Annotated in this window: 26 protein-coding genes; 15 read left to right on the top strand and 11 right to left on the bottom strand. The window is 45.1% G+C overall.

Annotated elements, in window-relative coordinates; translation table 11 throughout:
- Positions 1 to 83: 83 nt before the first annotated feature.
- The 3 genes from pyrB (at position 84) to UQW94_RS09700 (ending at position 2,010) form a co-directional block, all read left to right on the top strand.
- Positions 84 to 1,013 (top strand): aspartate carbamoyltransferase, encoded by a 930-nt coding sequence (gene pyrB, locus UQW94_RS09710; RefSeq protein ID WP_322142588.1) that lies wholly within the window; start codon positions 84 to 86, stop codon positions 1,011 to 1,013.
- 15 nt (positions 1,014 to 1,028) lie between these two features.
- Positions 1,029 to 1,490, top strand: coding sequence for an aspartate carbamoyltransferase regulatory subunit (gene pyrI / locus UQW94_RS09705; RefSeq protein WP_005381086.1), 462 nt, complete (start codon positions 1,029 to 1,031; stop codon positions 1,488 to 1,490).
- 130 nt (positions 1,491 to 1,620) lie between these two features.
- Positions 1,621 to 2,010: a RidA family protein gene (locus tag UQW94_RS09700; RefSeq protein ID WP_005381087.1), complete on the top strand. Its 390-nt coding sequence runs from the start codon at positions 1,621 to 1,623 to the stop codon at positions 2,008 to 2,010.
- A gap of 84 nt (positions 2,011 to 2,094) precedes the next feature.
- On the opposite strand, the gene UQW94_RS09695 is transcribed toward UQW94_RS09700, so the two are convergent.
- The 8 genes from UQW94_RS09695 to mlaF all read right to left on the bottom strand — a co-directional run bounded on the left by UQW94_RS09695 (position 2,095) and on the right by mlaF (position 7,536).
- The gene (locus tag UQW94_RS09695; protein ID WP_005381088.1) at positions 2,095 to 2,820 is read right to left on the bottom strand and encodes a 1-acylglycerol-3-phosphate O-acyltransferase; all 726 of its coding nucleotides are present in this window, start codon (positions 2,818 to 2,820) and stop codon (positions 2,095 to 2,097) included.
- 155 nt (positions 2,821 to 2,975) lie between these two features.
- On the bottom strand, positions 2,976 to 4,232 hold the full coding sequence (gene murA, locus UQW94_RS09690) for a UDP-N-acetylglucosamine 1-carboxyvinyltransferase (protein WP_005388419.1): 1,257 nt from the start codon (positions 4,230 to 4,232) through the stop codon (positions 2,976 to 2,978).
- 9 nt (positions 4,233 to 4,241) lie between these two features.
- Complete coding sequence (gene ibaG, locus UQW94_RS09685; RefSeq protein WP_005381092.1) at positions 4,242 to 4,496, bottom strand: BolA family iron metabolism protein IbaG; 255 nt, start codon at positions 4,494 to 4,496, stop codon at positions 4,242 to 4,244.
- 3 nt (positions 4,497 to 4,499) lie between these two features.
- Entirely contained in the window at positions 4,500 to 4,820 is a 321-nt protein-coding gene (locus UQW94_RS09680) for an STAS domain-containing protein (protein ID WP_054728869.1), read from the bottom strand.
- The gene (gene mlaC, locus UQW94_RS09675; RefSeq protein WP_005381098.1) at positions 4,820 to 5,458 is read right to left on the bottom strand and encodes a phospholipid-binding protein MlaC; all 639 of its coding nucleotides are present in this window, start codon (positions 5,456 to 5,458) and stop codon (positions 4,820 to 4,822) included. Before mlaC ends, UQW94_RS09680 begins: the two co-directional genes overlap by 1 nt.
- Positions 5,459 to 5,460: 2 nt before the next feature.
- Positions 5,461 to 5,949, bottom strand: coding sequence for an outer membrane lipid asymmetry maintenance protein MlaD (gene mlaD / locus UQW94_RS09670; protein WP_115386306.1), 489 nt, complete (start codon positions 5,947 to 5,949; stop codon positions 5,461 to 5,463).
- 2 nt (positions 5,950 to 5,951) lie between these two features.
- Positions 5,952 to 6,743, bottom strand: coding sequence for a lipid asymmetry maintenance ABC transporter permease subunit MlaE (gene mlaE / locus UQW94_RS09665; protein ID WP_322142216.1), 792 nt, complete (start codon positions 6,741 to 6,743; stop codon positions 5,952 to 5,954).
- On the bottom strand, positions 6,733 to 7,536 hold the full coding sequence (gene mlaF / locus UQW94_RS09660) for a phospholipid ABC transporter ATP-binding protein MlaF (RefSeq protein WP_005388422.1): 804 nt from the start codon (positions 7,534 to 7,536) through the stop codon (positions 6,733 to 6,735). Before mlaF ends, mlaE begins: the two co-directional genes overlap by 11 nt.
- 374 nt (positions 7,537 to 7,910) lie before the next feature.
- Between mlaF and UQW94_RS09655 the strand changes: the two genes are divergently transcribed.
- From UQW94_RS09655 to mgtE, 11 genes are all read left to right on the top strand, one after another.
- On the top strand, positions 7,911 to 8,876 hold the full coding sequence (locus UQW94_RS09655) for a calcium/sodium antiporter (RefSeq protein ID WP_005381102.1): 966 nt from the start codon (positions 7,911 to 7,913) through the stop codon (positions 8,874 to 8,876).
- A 29-nt stretch (positions 8,877 to 8,905) separates the two neighbouring features.
- Positions 8,906 to 9,877 (top strand): arabinose-5-phosphate isomerase KdsD, encoded by a 972-nt coding sequence (gene kdsD, locus UQW94_RS09650; RefSeq protein WP_005381104.1) that lies wholly within the window; start codon positions 8,906 to 8,908, stop codon positions 9,875 to 9,877.
- 86 nt (positions 9,878 to 9,963) lie between these two features.
- On the top strand, positions 9,964 to 10,527 hold the full coding sequence (gene lptC / locus UQW94_RS09645) for an LPS export ABC transporter periplasmic protein LptC (RefSeq protein ID WP_005381106.1): 564 nt from the start codon (positions 9,964 to 9,966) through the stop codon (positions 10,525 to 10,527).
- Entirely contained in the window at positions 10,508 to 11,002 is a 495-nt protein-coding gene (lptA, locus tag UQW94_RS09640) for a lipopolysaccharide transport periplasmic protein LptA (RefSeq protein WP_005381109.1), read from the top strand. Before lptC ends, lptA begins: the two co-directional genes overlap by 20 nt.
- Position 11,003: 1 nt before the next feature.
- Positions 11,004 to 11,729, top strand: coding sequence for an LPS export ABC transporter ATP-binding protein (gene lptB, locus UQW94_RS09635; RefSeq protein WP_005381111.1), 726 nt, complete (start codon positions 11,004 to 11,006; stop codon positions 11,727 to 11,729).
- A gap of 50 nt (positions 11,730 to 11,779) precedes the next feature.
- On the top strand, positions 11,780 to 13,249 hold the full coding sequence (locus UQW94_RS09630; RefSeq protein ID WP_005381112.1) for an RNA polymerase factor sigma-54: 1,470 nt from the start codon (positions 11,780 to 11,782) through the stop codon (positions 13,247 to 13,249).
- Between the two features lie 24 nt (positions 13,250 to 13,273).
- Positions 13,274 to 13,561 (top strand): ribosome hibernation promoting factor, encoded by a 288-nt coding sequence (hpf, locus tag UQW94_RS09625; protein WP_005381114.1) that lies wholly within the window; start codon positions 13,274 to 13,276, stop codon positions 13,559 to 13,561.
- 2 nt (positions 13,562 to 13,563) lie between these two features.
- On the top strand, positions 13,564 to 14,010 hold the full coding sequence (ptsN, locus tag UQW94_RS09620) for a PTS IIA-like nitrogen regulatory protein PtsN (protein ID WP_005381116.1): 447 nt from the start codon (positions 13,564 to 13,566) through the stop codon (positions 14,008 to 14,010).
- Between the two features lie 14 nt (positions 14,011 to 14,024).
- Complete coding sequence (gene rapZ, locus UQW94_RS09615) at positions 14,025 to 14,888, top strand: RNase adapter RapZ (protein WP_005381118.1); 864 nt, start codon at positions 14,025 to 14,027, stop codon at positions 14,886 to 14,888.
- Positions 14,889 to 14,890: 2 nt separating this feature from the next.
- Entirely contained in the window at positions 14,891 to 15,166 is a 276-nt protein-coding gene (locus tag UQW94_RS09610; protein WP_005381120.1) for an HPr family phosphocarrier protein, read from the top strand.
- A gap of 148 nt (positions 15,167 to 15,314) precedes the next feature.
- Positions 15,315 to 16,673 carry a magnesium transporter gene (gene mgtE / locus UQW94_RS09605; RefSeq protein ID WP_005381121.1) on the top strand — a complete coding sequence of 453 codons (1,359 nt, stop codon included), beginning with the start codon at positions 15,315 to 15,317 and terminating at the stop codon, positions 16,671 to 16,673.
- A gap of 64 nt (positions 16,674 to 16,737) precedes the next feature.
- Here mgtE and pmbA read toward each other — a convergent pair whose 3' ends face one another.
- Positions 16,738 to 18,081, bottom strand: coding sequence for a metalloprotease PmbA (pmbA, locus tag UQW94_RS09600; protein WP_025767615.1), 1,344 nt, complete (start codon positions 18,079 to 18,081; stop codon positions 16,738 to 16,740).
- 110 nt (positions 18,082 to 18,191) lie between these two features.
- Between pmbA and yjgA the strand changes: the two genes are divergently transcribed.
- Entirely contained in the window at positions 18,192 to 18,719 is a 528-nt protein-coding gene (gene yjgA, locus UQW94_RS09595) for a ribosome biogenesis factor YjgA (protein WP_005381124.1), read from the top strand.
- 89 nt (positions 18,720 to 18,808) lie between these two features.
- On the opposite strand, the gene UQW94_RS09590 is transcribed toward yjgA, so the two are convergent.
- Complete coding sequence (locus UQW94_RS09590) at positions 18,809 to 19,771, bottom strand: D-2-hydroxyacid dehydrogenase (protein ID WP_322142215.1); 963 nt, start codon at positions 19,769 to 19,771, stop codon at positions 18,809 to 18,811.
- A gap of 103 nt (positions 19,772 to 19,874) precedes the next feature.
- The gene (locus tag UQW94_RS09585) at positions 19,875 to 20,627 is read right to left on the bottom strand and encodes a pseudouridine synthase (RefSeq protein ID WP_158156917.1); all 753 of its coding nucleotides are present in this window, start codon (positions 20,625 to 20,627) and stop codon (positions 19,875 to 19,877) included.
- Positions 20,628 to 20,737 lie beyond the last annotated feature (110 nt).

The raw sequence follows: 20,737 nt of genomic DNA, 5'->3' as shown, positions 1-20,737 counted from the left end.
CTCCCCATTGGGGAGGTTTTTTTATGTCCAAAATTCCTTTCGGTTATTTGGATGTAGTCATCAATGTTATAGGGAAGAAGATCATGGCGAACTCGCTTTACCAGAAGCACATCATCTCTATTCCAGAGCTTTCACGCGAAGAACTGGAACTTATCGTAGAAACAGCAGGTAGCCTTAAAAAAGCACCTCGACCAGAACTGATTAAAAACAAAGTCGTTGCAAGTTGTTTCTTTGAACCATCAACACGTACACGTTTATCGTTTGAAACAGCGATTCAGCGCATTGGTGGTGACGTGATTGGCTTTGATAATGATGGTAATACCTCTCTGGCGAAGAAAGGCGAAACACTCGCAGATTCAGTACAAGTCATCTCTTCTTACGTCGATGCCTTTGTGATGCGTCATCCACAAGAAGGCGCCGCTCGCTTGGCATCTGAATTTTCAAATGGCGTGCCAGTGATCAACGTGGGCGACGGTGCAAACCAACACCCAACTCAAACGCTACTCGACCTATACACCATCGCGGAAACACAAGGGCGTCTAGACAACCTGAACGTCGCATTCGTAGGTGACCTAAAATATGGCCGCACAGTGCACTCACTGACTCAAGCCTTAGCAAAGTTTAACAACATCCGCTTCTTCTTTGTTGCACCAGATGCGCTGGCAATGCCAGATTACATCTGCGAAGAACTAGACGAAGCTGGCATTCAATATAGCCTACACACAGACATGGAAAGTGTGATTCCTGAACTGGATATTCTGTACATGACACGCGTACAGAAAGAACGCTTTGACGAATCGGAATACGCACATATTAAGTCGGCTTACATCCTAACGGCGGCACTACTAGAAGGCGCGCGTGAGAACTTGAAAGTACTGCACCCACTACCACGTGTGGATGAAATTACAACTGATGTTGATAAAACGCCTCATGCTTACTTCTTCCAGCAAGCTCAAAATGGCGTGTATGCTCGCCAAGCACTGCTGGCGCTTGTTCTAAACGAAACACTGTAATCGAGGGGAAAAATCATGGCTAAAGAAACTCAATTGCAGGTAGAAGCAATCAAAAATGGTACGGTCATCGACCACATCCCTGCGCAAATCGGCATCAAAGTATTAAGACTGTTCGATATGCACAATTCATCACAACGCGTAACGATTGGACTGAACTTGCCATCATCAGCACTCGGTCATAAAGATCTACTCAAAATCGAAAATGTGTTTATCAATGAAGAGCAAGCGAGCAAGCTAGCGTTGTATGCTCCTCACGCGACCGTGAATCAAATCGAGAATTATGAAGTGGTGAAAAAGCTCGCGTTAGAGCTTCCTGAGCGCATCAATGATGTATTTGAATGCCCGAATTCAAACTGTATTTCTCATAATGAACCAGTAGAAAGCAGCTTTAGCGTGTTCGAGAAGAAACAAGAAATCCGCCTAAAGTGTAAATACTGCGAGAAAGTGTTCTCACGCGAGATCGTAACCGAGCGATAAACACGCCGCACGACTAGGCTGTGATACGTTTAAAATACCCTGCAATGTCAGGGTATTTTGCTCTTTACCTACCGAGGGTTTAGAGGCAAACTGAGAATCTTTATTCCCTACAACTGATGGAAAAAATCAAATGACGAAAGTACTTCACACTGAGTCTGCACCAGCAGCAATCGGTCCTTACGTTCAAGGCGTAGATCTAGGTAACATGGTTCTTACTTCAGGCCAAATCCCAGTAAACCCAGCGACAGGTGAAGTGTCTGCTGATATCGCAGAACAAGCTCGTCAGTCTCTAGAAAACGTAAAGGCTGTAGTTGAATCTTCAGGTCTTAAAGTATCTGATATTGTAAAGCTAACGGTTTTTGTTAAAGACCTAAATGACTTTGGCACAGTGAACGAAGTTTACGGCAAGTTCTTTGATGAGCACGGCGTAGCAAACTACCCTGCACGCTCTTGTGTAGAAGTGGCTCGCCTACCAAAAGATGTTGGCATCGAGATTGAAGCAATTGCAGTTCGCAAATAATTGTACTTGCTGACAAACATAAAAAACGGGTAGCTCAGGCTACCCGTTTTTTATTGTCTTTTCGTGATGATATCGCAGTAAAACTTAAGCAGCATTACGCTGTTTGACTTCTTCATCTAACGATTCAAGCTTCTCTTTCATCTGTTCACGACAGATATTCGCTAACTCGCGAATGCCCTCTTTACCATAGCCTTCAGTGCTGATTGGAGGTAGCATTTCAACAATCACATGACCATTGTTCCAACGGTTCAGCTTAATTTTATTCGTCGAGCTACATACGATAGGAATGATTGGCACACCTGCACCAATTGCCGCATGAAAAGCACCTGTTTTGAATGGCAGCAAACCACGCCCACGAGAACGCGTGCCTTCAGGGAACATCCACACCGAAACATCACTTTCTTTCATGCTGCTCACGACCTGATCGATAGTACCTTTTGCTTTAGAGCGATTCGCTCGGTCAATCAGAATGTTACCCGTAAGCCAGTAAAGCTGACCAAACAGTGGCATCCAAGCCAAGCTCTTTTTACCTACTGTCACAACTTTCGGAGTCACAGCCGCAGAAACAGTAAACATGTCCCAGTTGTTCTGGTGGTTAGCAATGTAAACATGTTGGCCGCGTGAATACGCATCTTCAGGGATACGCAACTCTAACTTAATCCCAAACACACGAGACATCTTGGCAAACAAACGGCCAAAAGTGAAAACGTGCTTAGGGTTTCTAGGGCTTAATAGGCAGTAACCACAACCACCAATAAACATAACAATCGCAAAGATAGCGACAGCAAATACACGTAACAGTGCAATCATTCTTGTTCTCCAGGAACCGGCTTTTGCCAGATACAGCTATTAATATCTCTCTTTCCATAAAGGGAAAATATGGTCATGAGAGTGATATAAAAAAGCCGAAACTCAGGTTTCGGCTCTCTTGATATCCAAGTTACCTGCGGAGCAGTTTAACTTGCCTAGCTCACTCGCTCAATATTTGCGCCAAGTGCAGCCAGTTTATTTTCGATTTTGTCGTAACCACGGTCGATATGGTAAATACGATCAACGACGGTTTCGCCTTTAGCAATGCAACCTGCAATAACCAAACTAGCCGAAGCTCGTAGATCGGTTGCCATCACTTGCGCACCGCTGAGTGACTCAACATCACCACAGATAACCGTATTGCCTTCGATCTCAGCTTTAGCGCCCATACGCATGAGTTCTGGTACGTGCATAAAGCGGTTTTCAAAGATAGTCTCTGTGATCACGCCTCCACCTTTCGCCATCATGTTCAGTAGCGTAAATTGAGCTTGCATATCCGTCGGGAAACCAGGATGTGGCGCAGTACGTACACTTACCGCTTTTAGCTCGCGGTCGGTCATATCAACGGAGATCCAATCTTCACCCGTTTCGACAAGCGCGCCAGCTTCTTCCAACTTGGCGAGAACCGCTTCAAGCAAATGAGCATTAGTGTTGCGACATACCACTTTACCGCCAGATACTGCTGCTGCGACAAGGAATGTTCCCGTCTCAATACGGTCAGCAACCACGTTGTGTTTACAACCGCCTAGGCGCTCAACACCTTCAATCGTAATGGTATCTGTGCCAGCGCCAGAGATTTTTGCGCCAAGCTTATTTAGGAAATCAGCGGTATCGACGATTTCAGGCTCACGCGCAGCGTTATCTAGTGTTGTTGTGCCTTCCGCTAGCGCTGCAGCACACATGATGGTGATCGTCGCGCCTACGCTGACTTTATCCATCACGATGTGCGCGCCTTTTAGACGACCATCCACTTCTGCTTTCACATAACCATCTTCTAATGTAATGGTTGCGCCAAGCTGCTCTAAACCAGAAATATGCAGATCCACAGGACGGGCACCGATGGCACAACCGCCTGGTAAAGAAACCTGACCTTGACCAAAGCGCGCCACCAAAGGACCTAAAGCCCAAATAGAGGCACGCATGGTTTTCACTAAATCATAAGGCGCGCAGTATTCTGTAATACTGCTTGGATCAACATGAACAGAGCCATTGCGGCTTACTTTCGCGCCTAAACGCTTAAGCAATTCCATGGTTGTATCGATATCACGAAGGTGTGGTACGTTTGCCACTTCTACTGGCTCTTCCGCCAAGATAGACGCAAATAAAATCGGCAGTGCTGCGTTTTTTGCACCTGAAATGGTCACTTCACCAACTAGTGGTTTATCTGACCCAATAACTCGAAACTTTTCCATCAATAAACCTTAAAGCGACATCAATTTCTTATCACGAGCCCACTCTTCTGGTGTGAACGCTTTGATTGATAATGCGTGAATGTCGTTACGCTGGATGTATTCCATCAGAGGAGCATAAATTAGCTGCTGCTTCTTAACGCGGCTCATTCCATCGAAACAAGCATCAACAGCAACCACTTCATAGTGGCTACCTTCACCTTTCACATGCACTTCTTGAAGGTTTAGTGCTTCTTCTAATAACTGTTGTACTTTTGCGCTATCCACAATTTACCCCTGATAATTCTGTATGTGTTTGGCCACTAAAGATTCAACATTGCTCAGTTGAAACAAAGTGCGCAGTTGCGCCGGCACGAAACTGAGCATTATATGACAGTTTTGCTTTTTTGCATGCTCTAATAAGTGGATTAACATCACCATTCCTGCAGAGTCGACGCGCTCTATCTCTTTTAGCGAGCATTCCAGCTCCGATTGAGCAGGTTGCCATTGCTGTGCATACGCCCACAATGAAGGCACTGTATCTCTATCAAGTGCCCCTGTTAGCTTAAGAATGTTTTGATCCAATTGCCACTGAACGGGAGTCTGGGCCATTATTTCTTCGCCTCGAAACGGATCGGTTCTGCGGCCAATTTTTCTAAGTCTTTAGCAACAGATAGAATGCCTTCTTGACGAATTTTACTGTTCCATTCGGATTGTTTACTAGAAAGTAAACTAATGCCCTCTGCAATCATATCGAATGCTTCCCACTCTCCAGACTGGTTGTCTTTACGCAGTTTAAACTCAAGTTTGATGTTTGGACGCGGAGTATCGATGATATCAACTTTAATGCTTGTAATACGCTTAGAGTCATCAATGCTAGGCTCAGGACCAAACTCAATTTTTTGGTCAGAGTATTGCGTCAACACTTGTGCATAAGACGCAATCAGGTACGCACGAAATGCATCGATAAACTCAAGTACATCTTCACGCTTAGCACCTTTTAAGTTTGGACCAAGAAGTTTTAACCCTGCATAGCGGTAGTTGACGTAAGGCATTAGCTCTTCTTCAACGATCACTTTAAGTAAATTTGGATCTTGTTTGATTTTCGGCTGTTCGGCTTTCAATCTTTCAAACGTGACTTCAGCTACCTGCTTCATCATCTTATAAGGTTCAGTTTTATCCACCTCTGCTGCTGTTGCTCCAAAGACGCTAAACACAGCACAAACTGAAAGTAGTAATCTCGCTAACATAGTTATTCCTTACTTGAGTCGTCTGAACCACCTACGCTGTATAGTACTTGACCAATTAAGTCTTCAAGCACAAGCGCCGATTTGGTGTCTTCGATGGTATCACCATCCACCAGCATGACTTCTTCATCAAAAACGAAGCCAGGTACTAAACCAATGTATTGCTCACCAATCAGGCCAGATGTCAAAATTTGTACGCTCGACGTTTCTGGGAACTGATTGTATTTGCTATTGATAGATAGTGTTACAACTGGCAATAAGTTGTCTGGGTTAAGCGAAATACTACTTACTCGACCAATCACAACGCCCCCCACTTTTACGGGAGAACGAACTTTTAAACTGCCAATATTATCGAACTCGGCTTTGAGGGTATAAGTATCACCAGAGCCAATGCTTTTTACGTCAGCAACTTGAAAAATCATCACAAGAATCGCGCAAATTCCCGCTAATACAAAGCTGCCAACCCATAATTCAGTTTTACGTGTTTGTTGCATGATTAATTCCCAAACATCAATGCGGTCAGTACAAAGTCTAATCCTAGTACTGCTAAAGAAGAATGCACAACAGTGCGCGTAGTTGCTCGGCTGATCCCTTCCGATGTTGGAATAGCATCATAACCGTTAAATAGAGCGACCCAAGTAACCGTAATTGCAAACGCAAAACATTTGATCATACTGTTACCAATGTCTTGTCCTAGCTCAACAGAGGACTGCATCGCTGACCAAAAACTGCCGTGATCAACGCCTTTCCAGTCAACACCAACAAGCTGAGCTCCCCAAATTCCCACAGCCATGAAAATCATAGCCAGTAAAGGCATTGAGATAACCCCAGCCCAAAACCGTGGTGCAATCACTCGTTTCAATGGGTCTACCGCCATCATTTCAAGGCTAGACAGTTGTTCCGTTGCTTTCATTAGACCTATCTCTGCGGTTAACGCAGAACCGGCACGACCAGCAAACAAAAGTGCAGTAACAACGGGTCCTAATTCACGGAGTAACGAAAGCGCTACCATTTGCCCCAAACTGCCTTCTGCGCCGTAATCCACCAACACAACATAGCCTTGTAGACTCAAAACCATTCCAATGAACAGACCAGATACGACGATGATCGCCAGCGACTGAACACCAACAGAATAAAGTTGCTTAACAAGCAGAGGAAAGCTTCTGATCGGTTGTGGCTTAGAAAATAGCGCCCCAATCAACATGAAAGTCGCACGACCAAATGCTCCGCAAATAGAAAGCGTGCGTCGACCCTGCGAGGCGACAAAGTGAATGAAGTTATCGACCATCAAATAAGTCCTTTTCGATACTTTGAGAAGGGAAACGAAACGGCACAGGACCGTCGGCATCACCTTGTAAGAACTGCTGGACACGAGGATCAGAGTTTTGAGTCAGCTCTTCTGGCGTACCATAGGCGATGATTTTTCCATCGGCCATCAGGTATACCCAGTCAGCAATACTCATGACTTCAGGTACGTCGTGAGAAACCACAATAGAGGTCAAACCTAACGCTTGGTTTAGATTGCTAATTAGCTCAACCAAAACGCCCATAGTAATTGGGTCTTGCCCCACAAACGGCTCATCGTACATGATCAAGTCAGGGTCAAGTGCGATTGCACGAGCCAAAGCAGCGCGTCTTGCCATACCACCTGAAAGCTCACTCGGCATTAATTGCGCCGCGCCGCGCAGACCGACAGCTTCGAGCTTGAGTAACACCATGGTGCGAATCAAATCTTCCGATAAATCGGTATGCTCTCTCAATGGAAAGGCGACATTATCAAAAACATTCAAATCAGTGAATAAAGCCCCTGACTGGAACAACATGCTCATTTTCTTTCGAGCATGGTAGAGTTTTTTACGCGAGAGAGAGGGAATATTGTCGCCATCAAACCAGATCTCTCCTTGCTCGGGATACAACTGACCACCAATCAAACGCAGCAGTGTTGTTTTACCAATTCCCGATGGTCCCATAATGGCCGTCACTTTGCCTTCAGGAACATGCAGATCAATATCATCAAAGATCATGCGTTCTCCCCGTGAAAAAGTGAGGTTGTTCACGGTGACTAAATCGTTGTTCGACATATCATCTCTTCTACTGTAGGAGCGTTGCAACTCACGGAATCATCAAGCAGATACTCATCGGAGTTGAATTCTACGTTTAATAAAGTAACGTCGGTACATTTATTAGGCTGCAATCATAAGCACATTGGCGTTGAATTTAAAGCACTGTTCAATTAAATAAAGTCGACTATATCCCTGCAATTTCTCATGGTTTATGACCTAATTAGCACGAAGTGTTTAAATCCTAGACCAGAATTGCTCATTTAAATGAGTGAGATTTACATACATTTTCGTTACTAACCTTTAATTTATTCTTCGTTTATCTTCCATTTTAGGCCGCAAAAGGTCAAAATTAGCGGTTATTCATTTTACTTATTTAATACTTAGGAATTCTCATGCTCGAAGCCGTTGCGTTGCTTATAGTCGGTCTTGTTTTGCTTGTTTGGAGTGCAGATAAACTTGTTTTTGGCTCTGCAGCGATAGCCCGCAACGTCGGTATTTCCCCGCTTGTCATCGGCATGACAATCCTTGCGATGGGCTCATCTGCCCCTGAGATGATGGTATCTGCAACCGCTGCTTGGGATGGTAAAACAGATACAGCGGTGGGTAACGTATTAGGCTCAAACATAGCGAACATTGCGTTAATCCTAGGTATTACAGCGCTGATCAAGCCTTTGTCGATTAGCTCCGCCGTCATCCGCCGAGAACTTCCACTCATGATAGCCGTAACCGTACTCGCTGGTATTCTGCTTTGGAATAGCCATCTCGGTTTTTATGAGGGTGTCTTATTGTTTGTACTCTTTGGGGCATTTTTATTTGCTATGTTGCAAATCAGCCGCAAAGAGCAAAAATCAGGTGATGTTTTTCTTGATGACCAAGAGTCAGAGATCCCAGAAGGCGTCAGTAACCCTAAAGCAATCATGTGGGTGGTTATTGGCTTGATACTGCTTCCTTTGGCAGCCAGCATGCTGGTTGATAACGCGGTAATCATTGCTAAACACTTTGGTATGAGCGACCTTGTTATCGGCCTAACTATTATCGCCATTGGCACTAGCCTGCCTGAACTGGCCGCATCACTTGCGGGAGTTTTAAAGGGTGAAGACGACATGGCTGTCGGTAACATTATCGGTTCGAATGTGTTTAACATTCTGGCGGTCATGGGGATTCCTGGCATCATTAATCCATCGGTGCTCAGTGAGTACGCGATGGGACGTGACTTCTGGGTCATGTTAGGCGTTTCATTGTTACTTGTCGCGATGTGTTTGGGTAAATCACGTAGTATTAACCGTATTGAAGGTGCCATCTTGTTTGTGTGCTTCTTAGGTTACCAAGTGTACTTATTCGCAAACATGACCGCTTAATTACCACGATCAATAAGTAGAGATCTGATATGTCCAATCAATTTGATTTTCGCGCTGCTGCTAAACAAGTTCTTGATATCGAAGTTGCTGCTCTGCAAGAGCTAGATACCTACTTTGATGATCAATTTGAAAAAGCGTGTGAACTTATCCTTTCCAACAACGGCAAAGTTGTCGTTATGGGTATTGGCAAGTCAGGCCATATTGGTAACAAGATTGCCGCCACTCTGGCAAGCACAGGGACTTCGGCGTTTTTCGTTCATCCAGGCGAAGCCGCACATGGCGACTTGGGTATGATCAGCCCTGGTGACATTGTGCTGGCAATTTCTAACTCTGGTGAATCAAACGAAATTCTGTCTCTATTTCCAGTATTAAAGCGCCTGAATATTAAGATCATCAGCATGACAGGTAAGCCAGAATCAAATATGGCCAAGCTGTCTGACTTACACCTGCAAATTACGGTACCTCAAGAAGCTTGTCCGTTAGGCCTGGCGCCAACTAGCAGTACGACTGCCACATTAGTGATGGGAGATGCATTAGCCGTAGCTCTGCTTCAAGCTCGTGGTTTTTCTGCCGAAGATTTTGCCCTGTCTCACCCAGGTGGTGCACTGGGGAGAAAACTGCTACTTAAGTTGTCTGATATTATGCACTTTGGAGAAGCGTTACCTAAAGTTTCTCCTGACGCATTAATTCGCGATGCCTTGCTTGAAATTTCAGAAAAGGGGTTAGGCATGACAGCCATCGTCGATGAGCACGATGCTATGCTTGGTATATTCACCGATGGTGATTTACGTCGTACCTTAGACAAGCGTATCGATATTCATACGACGGCAATTGGCGAGGTCATGACGACAAACCCAACCACAGCACACCCTGATATGCTGGCGGTTGAAGGTTTGAACTTGATGCAGAATAAAAACATTAACGCTCTGATTTTATGTAAAGACGAAAAAATTGTGGGTGCACTGAACATGCACGATTTACTAAAAGCTGGCGTGATGTAATATCAGCACAAACATTTAAATCATTTATTAGACGAATAAAGGCAATGGTCAGGGAAGTACTGAGCTAAACGATAGGCCTTCATTATATGAGTTTTACTCGCCTTATTTATTTGCTCTTGATCTTCGTTGTAGCGTGGTGCGGTTATTACCTACTAACCCCTAAAGGCAACGACGCAATTCAAGTAGCACCAGATTCTGAACTGCCCATGTTCAGTGGTTCTGGATTAGAAAACATCACCTACGGTGAAGATGGTGTCCGCAGTTACATCATTCGCTCCACTAACTTAGACCATTATGCTAAGAGTGGAGATACTATTTTTAATAACCCGACTTTGATGGTTTACCGTGAAGGTAGCGTCATTGAATGGAAGGTGACTGCCACAAGAGCAGTGTTAGATGAAGACCAAGTTTTGACTTTATATGACAAAGTCTTAATGCAAAATCTTCTGCCTGGTGCGAGTTTTGATACCATGGCAACAGACAAATTGGTCATTAATCTAACCAATCGTGATTTTAAAGCTGACCAACAAGTGATGTTGGTTGGACCACAATTTGAAACTACTGGAGGCGCAATGCAAGGCAACTTAAAACAGCATACTGCGACTCTGACAGATGAAGTTCAAGGTCGATATGAAACCGTTACACCTTAGCCTACTGGCACTGGTATTGGCGGCGCCTCAAGCGCTGGCACTCAAGTCGGATACTCAACAGCCGGTTTACATAAACTCAGACACCCAACAGGTGGATATGAAGAGTAACCAGGTTGTTTTTGAAGGCGATGTATCTCTTAAGCAAGGGAGCATCAATATCGATGCTGATAGAATCGTGGTAACTCGCGATCCTAAAACCGAAGCAATTAAACAGATTCAAGCATTTGGTAAACCTGCGAAGTTTTCTCAGCTGATGGACGATGGTAAAACACTTAGTGGTCAAGCTACGGAATTGGATTACCGTATTTCTACAGACGAACTGACCATGAAAGGTCAAGCGCAGCTGGCGCAAGACAACAACACCATCAAAGGTTCTTCGATTCGTTACCAAATTGGTAAACAAAAGCTAGTCGCAGATAGCTCTAAGGAAGAGCGCGTTACGACCATTTTGCAACCCAATCAGATAGAGAACTAATATGGCAGTACTGAGTGCGAAAAACTTGGCGAAAAGCTACAAAAAACGCAAAGTCGTCACTGATGTTAGCTTAGAAGTTGAATCTGGTCAGATTGTTGGGCTGCTCGGTCCAAACGGTGCGGGTAAAACCACCTCGTTTTACATGATTGTCGGCTTAGTACCTCGAGATGAAGGCACCATTACCATTGACGACAATGACATCAGTATTTTGCCGATGCATAGCCGTTCACGACTTGGCATTGGCTATCTTCCGCAAGAAGCGTCGATTTTCCGTAAGCTTTCAGTAGAAGATAACATCATGGCCGTACTTGAAACTCGTCAAGAAATGACGAGGGAAGAGCGCCAAGATAAACTGGAAGATTTGTTGGAAGAATTCCACATCCAGCACATCAGAACCAGTGCTGGTATGGCACTATCAGGGGGTGAGCGACGCAGGGTGGAAATCGCTCGAGCTTTAGCGGCCAACCCTCAGTTCATTTTATTGGATGAACCTTTCGCTGGTGTTGACCCAATTTCGGTTAATGACATCAAGAAAATCATTGAACATCTGCGCGATCGTGGTCTCGGAGTGTTAATCACTGACCATAATGTACGTGAAACACTGGACGTATGTGAAAAAGCCTATATCGTGAGCCAAGGGCACCTAATTGCATCGGGAACTCCGGCAGAAGTTCTCAATAATGAACAGGTGAAACAAGTTTATCTCGGCGAACAATTCCGTCTATGATTATATTAGGAACGGTAAGATTCTGAGCATTACAAGGTAAGTAACACTGAATGAAACCTTCATTACAACTCAAGCTAGGTCAGCAGTTAGCCATGACGCCACAGTTGCAGCAAGCGATTCGCTTATTGCAATTGTCGACACTCGATCTTCAACAAGAAATCCAAGAAGCGTTGGACTCCAACCCATTATTGGAAGTTGAAGAAGGCCAAGACGAGCCTCTAGCAAACGGTGAAGATAAGTCAGCGGTCGAGGCTGCTGATAGCAACAGTGCTAGCGAACCAACAGAAATTGACGTTCCAGATAGCTCCGATGTGATAGAGAAATCAGAAATTAGCTCTGAACTTGAAATCGACACGACTTGGGATGACGTCTACAGCGCGAATACTGGTAGCACTGGCTTAGCTCTTGATGATGATATGCCCGTCTACCAGGGCGAAACCACTGAATCATTACATGATTACCTCATGTGGCAGCTTGACCTAACACCATTCAGTGAAACCGACCGCACGATTGCATTAGCGATTATTGACGCTGTTGACGACTACGGCTATTTAACTTTGTCGCCTGAAGAGATTCATGAGAGCTTCGATAATGAAGAGATAGAGTTAGACGAAGTAGAAGCTGTTCGTAAACGCATTCAACAATTCGATCCTCTTGGCGTTGCATCGCGTAACTTACAAGAATGTTTGTTACTGCAACTGACGACCTTCCCAGAAGACACGCCGTGGCTTGCTGAAGCTAAAATGATACTTGCGGATCACATTGATCACCTAGGCAACCGTGACTACAAGCTCGTCATCAAAGAGACTAAGCTGAAAGAAGCCGATCTTCGTGAAGTCTTAAAGCTTATCCAACAGTTAGATCCTCGTCCAGGTAGTCGCATCACTCCTGATGATACCGAGTACGTAATTCCAGACGTATCCGTTTTTAAAGACAATGGCAAATGGACCGTTTCTATAAACCCGGATAGCGTGCCAAAATTAAAAGTAAATCAACAATATGCTCAATTAGGCAAAGGTAATAGCGCGGATAGCCAGTACATCCGCAGCAATTTGCAAGAGGCAAAATGGTTAATTAAGAGCTTAGAGAGTAGAAACGAGACGCTACTCAAAGTTGCAAGATGTATTGTTGAACATCAACAAGATTTCTTCGAGTATGGTGAGGAAGCCATGAAGCCAATGGTACTCAATGATGTTGCTTTGGCTGTGGACATGCATGAATCCACGATTTCTCGTGTAACAACGCAAAAGTTTATGCATACACCACGTGGTATTTTTGAATTGAAGTACTTCTTCTCTAGCCATGTTAGTACTGACAACGGCGGAGAATGTTCGTCAACAGCAATTCGTGCACTCATTAAAAAACTGGTCGCAGCAGAGAATACTGCCAAACCACTGAGTGATAGCAAGATTGCTGCTCTTCTGGCTGACCAAGGGATTCAGGTCGCAAGACGTACGATAGCCAAATATCGCGAATCCTTGGGAATTGCCCCTTCAAGTCAGCGTAAACGCCTATTATAAGGCACTAACTGAAAAGGAAAGTCTATGCAAATCAATATTCAAGGCCATCACGTTGATCTTACCGATTCAATGCAAGACTATGTAAATTCTAAGTTTCAGAAGCTCGAAAGGTTCTTCGACCATATCAATCAAGTGCATGTTGTACTAAAAGTTGAAAAAATTACTCAAATCGCGGAAGCTACGCTTCACATAAATCAAGGCGAAATCCACGCATCAGCCGATGACGAAAATATGTATGCCGCGATCGATTCGCTGGTAGATAAATTGGTTCGCCAACTTAATAAGCACAAAGAAAAACTAAACAGTCATTAATCATGCAACTGAGCGAAATACTGTCATTGGACTGCACCAAAAGTGCGGTCCACTGCACGAGTAAAAAACGCGCCCTTGAAATGATCAGCCGTATCGTGGCTGATCAAACGGGCCAAGATTCTACCGAGCTGTTCGAATGCATGCTCAATAGAGAAAAAATGGGCAGTACCGGTATCGGAAACGGTATTGCGATCCCTCACGCGAGAATGCAATCAAGCGACAAGGCCATTGCTGTCTTACTGCAATGTGATGAAGCAATCGAATTTGATGCGATTGACAATCGACCTGTCGATCTTCTTTTTGCGCTCCTTGTACCAGAAGAACAGTGCAAAGAGCACCTCAAGACTCTATCCTCTATGGCAGAACGTCTGAGCGATAAGCAAGTATTAAAACTACTGCGTAATGCTCAGAGTGATGAAGAACTTTACGACATCATGATTCACCAATAAGCAGGACTAACTCCATGCGACTAATCGTTGTTAGTGGGCATTCAGGTGCCGGTAAAAGTATTGCGCTTCGTGTACTGGAAGACTTAGGTTACTACTGTGTTGATAACCTGCCAGTTAACTTGCTAGACGCATTTGTTCATTCTGTTGCTGACAGCAAACAGAATGTTGCAGTCAGCATTGATATTCGCAATATTCCTAAAAAGCTAAAAGAACTGACGAGTACACTAGAACAGTTAAAAACTGAGCTTGATGTGACCGTGCTTTTCTTGGACGCTAATAAAGAAACGCTACTCAAACGCTACAGCGAAACACGCCGAATTCACCCGTTATCTTTAGGTGGCACCTCCCTCTCGCTCGATCAAGCCATCGAGCGTGAGAAGCAAATTTTGACGCCACTCAAAGCGCATGCAGATCTGGTCCTGAATAGTAGTGGGCAGTCTTTGCATGAATTGAGTGAAACCGTGCGTATGCGCGTTGAAGGCAGAGATCGCAAAGGGCTCGTTATGGTATTTGAGTCTTTTGGTTTTAAATACGGCCTGCCTTCCGATGCCGATTACGTATTCGACGTTCGCTTCTTACCTAACCCACATTGGGAACCAGCACTACGCCCGCTTACAGGTCTGGATGCTCCTATCGCCGCATTTTTAGAGCAACACCAATCGGTGTTAAGTTTGAAATATCAAATTGAAAGCTTTATAGAGAATTGGTTACCTCTGCTTGAGAAAAACAACCGCAGCTACCTGACAGTTGCAATCGGTTGTACTGGTGGTAAGCACCGCTCGGTGTACTTAACTCAGCAAATCGGTGAATACTTCGCCAACAAAGGACACCAAGTACAAATTCGCCATACCTCACTAGAGAAAAACGCTAAGGAGTAGCCGTGGAGTTAAGTCGTAAAGTATTGATTCAAAACCGCCTTGGCTTACATGCTCGTGCAGCAGTCAAACTGGTCGAACTGGCACAGAGCTTTGAAGCGGTCATCACCATCGACAATGAAGAAGACAAAACCGCCACAGCAGACAGCGTAATGGGCCTGTTAATGCTAGAGTCCGCTCAAGGACAATACGTTACGATCCACGCAACGGGTGGGCAAGCGGAAGAAGCACTGGATGCCGTTTGCCACTTGATCGAAGATAAATTTGATGAAGGCGAGTAGTTTACTCGCTTTTTTCTTACCTCCCATTATCTTTCTCTTCCCTGACCTAATAAATAAATTTGCTTAGTATCATAAGTTGTTATTAAAAGGCGCCTAGAATTAAGTTATTATTCAACGCATTGTAAATATCAGGAATTGGGAGGAATGAATGGCAGAGCAAATTGAATTCGACCAAGCTCACCAAGCCCTCCAAGAAGTCACAGAAGCGCTAGAAAATGGCCGCTTCGTCCATGTTCGTCGTCAATTACAGGACATGGAACCTGAGGATATCGCTCACCTTTTAGAAGCCTCCCCACGGAAGAGCCGTGAAGTTCTTTGGCAACTCACCGACCCTGAAGATTATGGTGAAATCCTTGACGAGCTGAATGAAGACGTCAAAGACAGCCTCGTATCCAAAATGGCACCAGAAGCGCTTGCAGAAGCGACAGAAGGCATGGATACCGATGACGTAGCTTACGTACTGCGTAGCTTGCCTGACAACCTGTCACGCGAAGTTCTGTCGCAAATGGACTCCTCTGACCGTCTACGGGTCGAAACCGCCCTATCCTACCCAGAAGACACCGCGGGTGGACTGATGAACACCGACGTCATCACAATTCGTGGTGACGTAGATGTGGACGTAGTTTTGCGTTATCTACGTATGAAAGGCGAGCTTCCAGAAGCTACGGATGCCCTGTATGTGATCGATGAAGAGAGTAAGCTCATCGGTGAACTGCCGATCACGACGCTTATTACCACTCAGCCAGACGTAAAAATCATTGATGTAATGGAAGACGCGGACGAGGCCATCACCGTCGATACTAGCGACTCAGATGTTGCGAGTCTGTTCGAACGCCGTAATTGGGTATCTGCACCTGTTGTTGATGAAAACTTGCATTTGGTCGGTCGTATCACCATCGATGACGTGGTTGACGTTATTCGTGAAGACGCGGAACACTCGATGATGAGTATGGCGGGTATGGACGATGACGAAGATACTTTCGCGCCTGTTGTAAAATCAGCTCGCAAACGCAGTATCTGGCTTGGCGCTAACGTATTAGCCGCCCTTGCTGCTGCTTCCGTTTCTAACATGTTTGAGGCCACATTAGACCAAATGGCCGCCATTGCGGTATTGATGACGATTGTTCCGTCCATGGGTGGTGTCGCTGGTAACCAAACCGTCGCACTAGTGATTCGTGGTCTTGCTCTTGGTCATATCGGAGACTCAAACAAACGCGAACTGTTAATGAAAGAAGCCTCGATCGGCTTACTTAACGGCATCATGTGGGCGCTAATTATTGGTGGTATTGTTGTTGCTTGGAAAGGTAACTGGATGCTCGGAGGAATCATTTCCGCCGCCATGCTGACCAACTTATTGGTCGCAGGTATTGCCGGAGTAACGATTCCAATCCTATTGAAAAAAATGAACATCGATCCCGCTTTAGCTGGTGGTATGGCATTAACAACAGTGACGGATGTGATTGGTTTATCTGTCTTCTTAGGGCTTGCCACAATACTGATTACCTAACAGCAAAAACGAAAAAGCCTGATGAACACATCAGGCTTTTTTGATTCTGAATTGCTAGAAAAGCTTATTCACCCGCCACTTTCATGGTATCCAGTAGGATAGAGCCCGTTTGGATTTGTGAGCGCGTTTCAATATCACTACCAACCGCTACAATCTTGGTGAACATGTCTTTTAGATTACCTGCGATGGTAATTTCTGATACTGGGTATTGGATCTCGCCGTTCTCAACCCAGAAGCCTGCGGCACCGCGAGAGTAATCACCCGTTACCACGTTCACACCTTGTCCCATAACCTCTGTCACTAGAAGACCAGTACCGAGCTCTTTAAGCATTTGCTCGAAGTTTTGGCCTGTCGACTTCACGTACCAGTTATGAATCCCACCAGCGTGACCTGTCGGCGTCATCTTCATTTTACGTGCGGCATAACTGGTTAACAGATAAGTTGCTAGCACACCGTCGGTAATGATCTCACGGTCTTGAGTGTACACACCTTCACTATCGAATGGACTTGATGCCAAACCACGCAATACATGCGGACGTTCTGAGATATTGAACCATTCAGGAAGCACTTGTTTGCCTAGATGGTCAAGTAAGAAAGAAGATTTTCGGTACAGGTTACCACCGCTGATCGCCATAACGAGATGGCCAATCAAGCCTGTCGCAACATCAGCCGCAAACATGATTGGGTATTGACCTGTTTTTAGACGCTGCGCATCTAGGCGGTTAACCGTATTCTCTGCCGCCTTACGACCCACCGTTTCTGGGGTCCATAAGTCATCACGATGACGTGCCACGGTGTAGCTGTAATCACGTTCCATCTCGCCGTTTTGACCAACGCCAATTACACAACAGCTAGTACTATGTCGGCTAGACGCATAACTAGCTAATAAGCCATGGCTATTGCCATACACTTTCACGCCGTAATGACTATCATAACTCGCGCCATCACTTTGTTTGATTGCACTATTATAATTTAGCGCCTCTTTTTCTGCTGCAATCGCCACATTGGCAGCATAGTCTGGATCGGGTGCGTCAGGGTGGAAAAGATCAAGCTCAGGGATCTCTTGCACCATGTATTCTTTCGGTGCAGGGCCTGCAAATGGGTCTTCAGATGTGTAATGTGCAATATCTAGCGCCGCTATAACGGTTTGCTCGATTGCAGCTTCACTTAAATCAGACGTGGAAGCACTGCCTTTGCGTTGACCTCGGTAAACGGTAATGCCCAGCGCACCATCGCTGTTGAACTCGACATTTTCTACTTCACCCATACGAGTTGAAACACTTAAACCAGTGCTTTTAGTAATTGCGACTTCGGCGGCGTCAGATTTTGCCGATGCAAGTTTTAAAGCTCTTGCGACGGCTTGCTCTAGCTCGGTACGTTGCTCAGCAACCTGCTGTTTAATATCCATTGTCTTTCACATCTTGTCTTTGATGAACAATAGGATAACAAGAATTTCGCTTTCTCCCCATGATTCTTGTTAAAATAGTCATAATATTAATCAAAACACAGGCAACTGAAATGGCACGTAAGAATCAAAAAGCGCCATGGGAACCAGAAGAAGAGATCATCTGGGTAAGTAAATCCGAGATGAAGCGAGACATGGAAGAACTGCAAAAGCTAGGTGAGGAGCTTGTCGGCCTCAAACCTTCAGTTCTAGAAAAGTTTCCATTGAGCGAAGATTTGCGAGAAGCAATTGCTGACGCGCAACGCTTTAAAAATGAAGCGCGTCGTCGCCAATTACAACGTATCGGTAAATTGATGCGTTACGAAGATCCAGAGCCAATCCAAGCCGCACTGGATAAAATTCGTAATAAGCACTCTCAATTAACGGCGGTATTCCACAAACTTGAAGCGTTGCGTGATCGCGTAGTGGAAGAAGGTGACAAAGCCATTGATGACGTAATGGAAATGTACCCAGAAGCGGATCGTCAGCGTCTACGCCAACTTGCTCGCCAAGCAGCGAAAGAGAAAAAAGCTGGGAAACCAGCAAAAGCGTACCGCGAAATCTTTCAGATCCTTAAAGGTCTAAACGAAGAAGAGTTTTAATTCGAGGGCTCACGCAATGAGCATTCGATTTAAATGCAAAAAGCAGACGTCAAAGTCTGCTTTTTTTATCTTTGGTTTTACAGTCAGCGTTACACTAAGCGATTAACGCGGTCTCCGCGCTCGAAAGCGTTAAGGTTCTCAATCAGGATTTCCGCTAAACGTTGGATAGATGAGTCGCTGCCCCATGCAACATGCGGTGTCAGTAACAAATTAGGTAAACTCATATTGGCAATCAGCGGATTGCTCTCATCAGCCGGTTCTTGTGTAAAAACATCAAAACCAGCCGCTGCAATTTCTTGCTGTTTTAAGGCATCCACCAGTGCGCTCTCATCCACCAAACCTCCACGCCCTGTATTAATCAAAATGGCGTTGGACTTCATTTGTTGCAACTCTGCTTGACCAATTAAATTCTGAGTATGATCGTTGAGCGGGCAATGCAAAGTCAGCGCATCGGAGCGTTTTAATACTTCCTCAAACGACACATAACCTGGTCTACATTCTGCCGCCCCTTTACGCTCAGAAAACAAGACGGTCATTCCTAACGCTTGAGCCAGATTCGCCGTCGCTTGCCCTAGTACTCCACTACCAACAACACCTAACGTGCTACCACCAATATCACCGATTGGGTGCGTAAAAAAACAAAACTGCTGGTTACGCTGCCACTCACCTGCGGCAATATCTTGGTGGTACCCAAATAAATTTCGTCTTAAAGCGAATAACATTGACATCACATGCTCGGGCACCGAACGCGTCGCGTAACCACGTACATTAGCAACCGCAATATCATGATTAGCACAGTAGTTCACATCGACGTTGTTAAAACCAGTTGCGGCAACCGCGATCATCCGTAATTTTGGTAGTTGCTCTAATACATGTTGGTCAAGCAGGACTTTATTGCTAATCACGATATCGGCATCTGCTAACCTTTCTATTACCTGCTCAGGCGCAGTTAGGTCGTACTCACGCCAGTGGTGCGGAAAGCCAGGTCGTGGGACCTCAATATGTTCTGGGATGGTCGCTCGGTCTAAAAATACGATGCTTGGCAAAGACATAACAACTCCTTGTTCACGGCTGAAAGACAGGATACATCAACCACAGTAACGAAATAGCCAAAAATAGCGAACTAGAAAGAACCGCTGTTGAGTGCAATTGGCATTAAGGGTGTGGCAACGTTTTATAATCAGGCAATGTACGCTCTGGCGAAAAATAGTTAAAGATCATCGCCTCGGCTTCAGAATAAAAGTCACAGGGTACAAAAATACTGCTCAGCTGATCCGTAGCTGGATGATAAAAACTTAGCTCCGCAGCGTGCAACTCTAAACGTTCTGAAAACTGATACGCCTCTTCGCTTGCATAAAACTCATCACCCACAATCGCATGACCAATCGCCATCAAATGCACGCGTAACTGATGCGATCGACCAGTAATGGGGAGTAACCGCACAAAGGTCGTATGGGCGCCATCAGGGTGCACTTCACGCTTCACCACTTGGAATAAAGTTTGAGATGGCTTGCCGTCGTCGAAGCATACTTTTTGTCGTGGACGATTTGGCCAATCACAAATTAATGGAAGATCAATATTCCCTTCTTGCGGCTCAACATGCCCCCAAACACGTGCGTAATACACCTTGTGAGTGAGGCGATATTGGAACTGCTTTTTTAATGCTCGCTCCGCGGGTTTGTTTTTCGCCAGCAGCATCAACCCTGATGTCGACATATCCAAGCGATGCACAACTTGAATTTCTGGATGCAACTCTTTGAGGCGGCTCCACATGCTGTCGTAATGCTCTGCAAGGCGACCAGGGACAGACAGCAGCCCTGATGGCTTATTCACTGCCAGAATGTCGTCATCCTCAAAAACGATATCAACCCAAGGGTCGGTGGGAGGGGTATATTCAAGCATTGCCATGGGAGATCTCTACAAAATAAAAACGCCGCGATTATATACCCAAATAGCATCCAGATGCAGGGTTCGGAAGAAAAGTTAAAACCAATAAAGTAAAGTCAATCCTTTAGCAT

Origin of the sequence: Vibrio sp. PBL-C16, assembly GCF_034321865.1 — a bacterium.
GTDB lineage: Bacteria > Pseudomonadota > Gammaproteobacteria > Enterobacterales > Vibrionaceae > Vibrio > Vibrio alginolyticus.
This window is presented reverse-complemented; position numbering and strand designations above follow the sequence as displayed.

What these genes read in the sequence shown, in the direction of transcription:
- pyrB (WP_322142588.1), top strand. Translation starts at nt 84, where the DNA reads ATGGCGAACTCGCTTTACCAGAAGCACATCATCTCTATTCCAGAGCTT.
- pyrI (WP_005381086.1), top strand. Translation starts at nt 1,029, where the DNA reads ATGGCTAAAGAAACTCAATTGCAGGTAGAAGCAATCAAAAATGGTACG.
- UQW94_RS09700 (WP_005381087.1), top strand. Translation starts at nt 1,621, where the DNA reads ATGACGAAAGTACTTCACACTGAGTCTGCACCAGCAGCAATCGGTCCT.
- UQW94_RS09695 (WP_005381088.1), bottom strand. Translation starts at nt 2,820, where the DNA reads ATGATTGCACTGTTACGTGTATTTGCTGTCGCTATCTTTGCGATTGTT.
- murA (WP_005388419.1), bottom strand. Translation starts at nt 4,232, where the DNA reads ATGGAAAAGTTTCGAGTTATTGGGTCAGATAAACCACTAGTTGGTGAA.
- UQW94_RS09680 (WP_054728869.1), bottom strand. Translation starts at nt 4,820, where the DNA reads ATGGCCCAGACTCCCGTTCAGTGGCAATTGGATCAAAACATTCTTAAG.
- mlaC (WP_005381098.1), bottom strand. Translation starts at nt 5,458, where the DNA reads ATGTTAGCGAGATTACTACTTTCAGTTTGTGCTGTGTTTAGCGTCTTT.
- mlaD (WP_115386306.1), bottom strand. Translation starts at nt 5,949, where the DNA reads ATGCAACAAACACGTAAAACTGAATTATGGGTTGGCAGCTTTGTATTA.
- mlaE (WP_322142216.1), bottom strand. Translation starts at nt 6,743, where the DNA reads ATGGTCGATAACTTCATTCACTTTGTCGCCTCGCAGGGTCGACGCACG.
- mlaF (WP_005388422.1), bottom strand. Translation starts at nt 7,536, where the DNA reads ATGTCGAACAACGATTTAGTCACCGTGAACAACCTCACTTTTTCACGG.
- UQW94_RS09655 (WP_005381102.1), top strand. Translation starts at nt 7,911, where the DNA reads ATGCTCGAAGCCGTTGCGTTGCTTATAGTCGGTCTTGTTTTGCTTGTT.
- kdsD (WP_005381104.1), top strand. Translation starts at nt 8,906, where the DNA reads ATGTCCAATCAATTTGATTTTCGCGCTGCTGCTAAACAAGTTCTTGAT.
- lptC (WP_005381106.1), top strand. Translation starts at nt 9,964, where the DNA reads ATGAGTTTTACTCGCCTTATTTATTTGCTCTTGATCTTCGTTGTAGCG.
- lptA (WP_005381109.1), top strand. Translation starts at nt 10,508, where the DNA reads ATGAAACCGTTACACCTTAGCCTACTGGCACTGGTATTGGCGGCGCCT.
- lptB (WP_005381111.1), top strand. Translation starts at nt 11,004, where the DNA reads ATGGCAGTACTGAGTGCGAAAAACTTGGCGAAAAGCTACAAAAAACGC.
- UQW94_RS09630 (WP_005381112.1), top strand. Translation starts at nt 11,780, where the DNA reads ATGAAACCTTCATTACAACTCAAGCTAGGTCAGCAGTTAGCCATGACG.
- hpf (WP_005381114.1), top strand. Translation starts at nt 13,274, where the DNA reads ATGCAAATCAATATTCAAGGCCATCACGTTGATCTTACCGATTCAATG.
- ptsN (WP_005381116.1), top strand. Translation starts at nt 13,564, where the DNA reads ATGCAACTGAGCGAAATACTGTCATTGGACTGCACCAAAAGTGCGGTC.
- rapZ (WP_005381118.1), top strand. Translation starts at nt 14,025, where the DNA reads ATGCGACTAATCGTTGTTAGTGGGCATTCAGGTGCCGGTAAAAGTATT.
- mgtE (WP_005381121.1), top strand. Translation starts at nt 15,315, where the DNA reads ATGGCAGAGCAAATTGAATTCGACCAAGCTCACCAAGCCCTCCAAGAA.
- pmbA (WP_025767615.1), bottom strand. Translation starts at nt 18,081, where the DNA reads ATGGATATTAAACAGCAGGTTGCTGAGCAACGTACCGAGCTAGAGCAA.
- yjgA (WP_005381124.1), top strand. Translation starts at nt 18,192, where the DNA reads ATGGCACGTAAGAATCAAAAAGCGCCATGGGAACCAGAAGAAGAGATC.
- UQW94_RS09590 (WP_322142215.1), bottom strand. Translation starts at nt 19,771, where the DNA reads ATGTCTTTGCCAAGCATCGTATTTTTAGACCGAGCGACCATCCCAGAA.
- UQW94_RS09585 (WP_158156917.1), bottom strand. Translation starts at nt 20,627, where the DNA reads ATGGCAATGCTTGAATATACCCCTCCCACCGACCCTTGGGTTGATATC.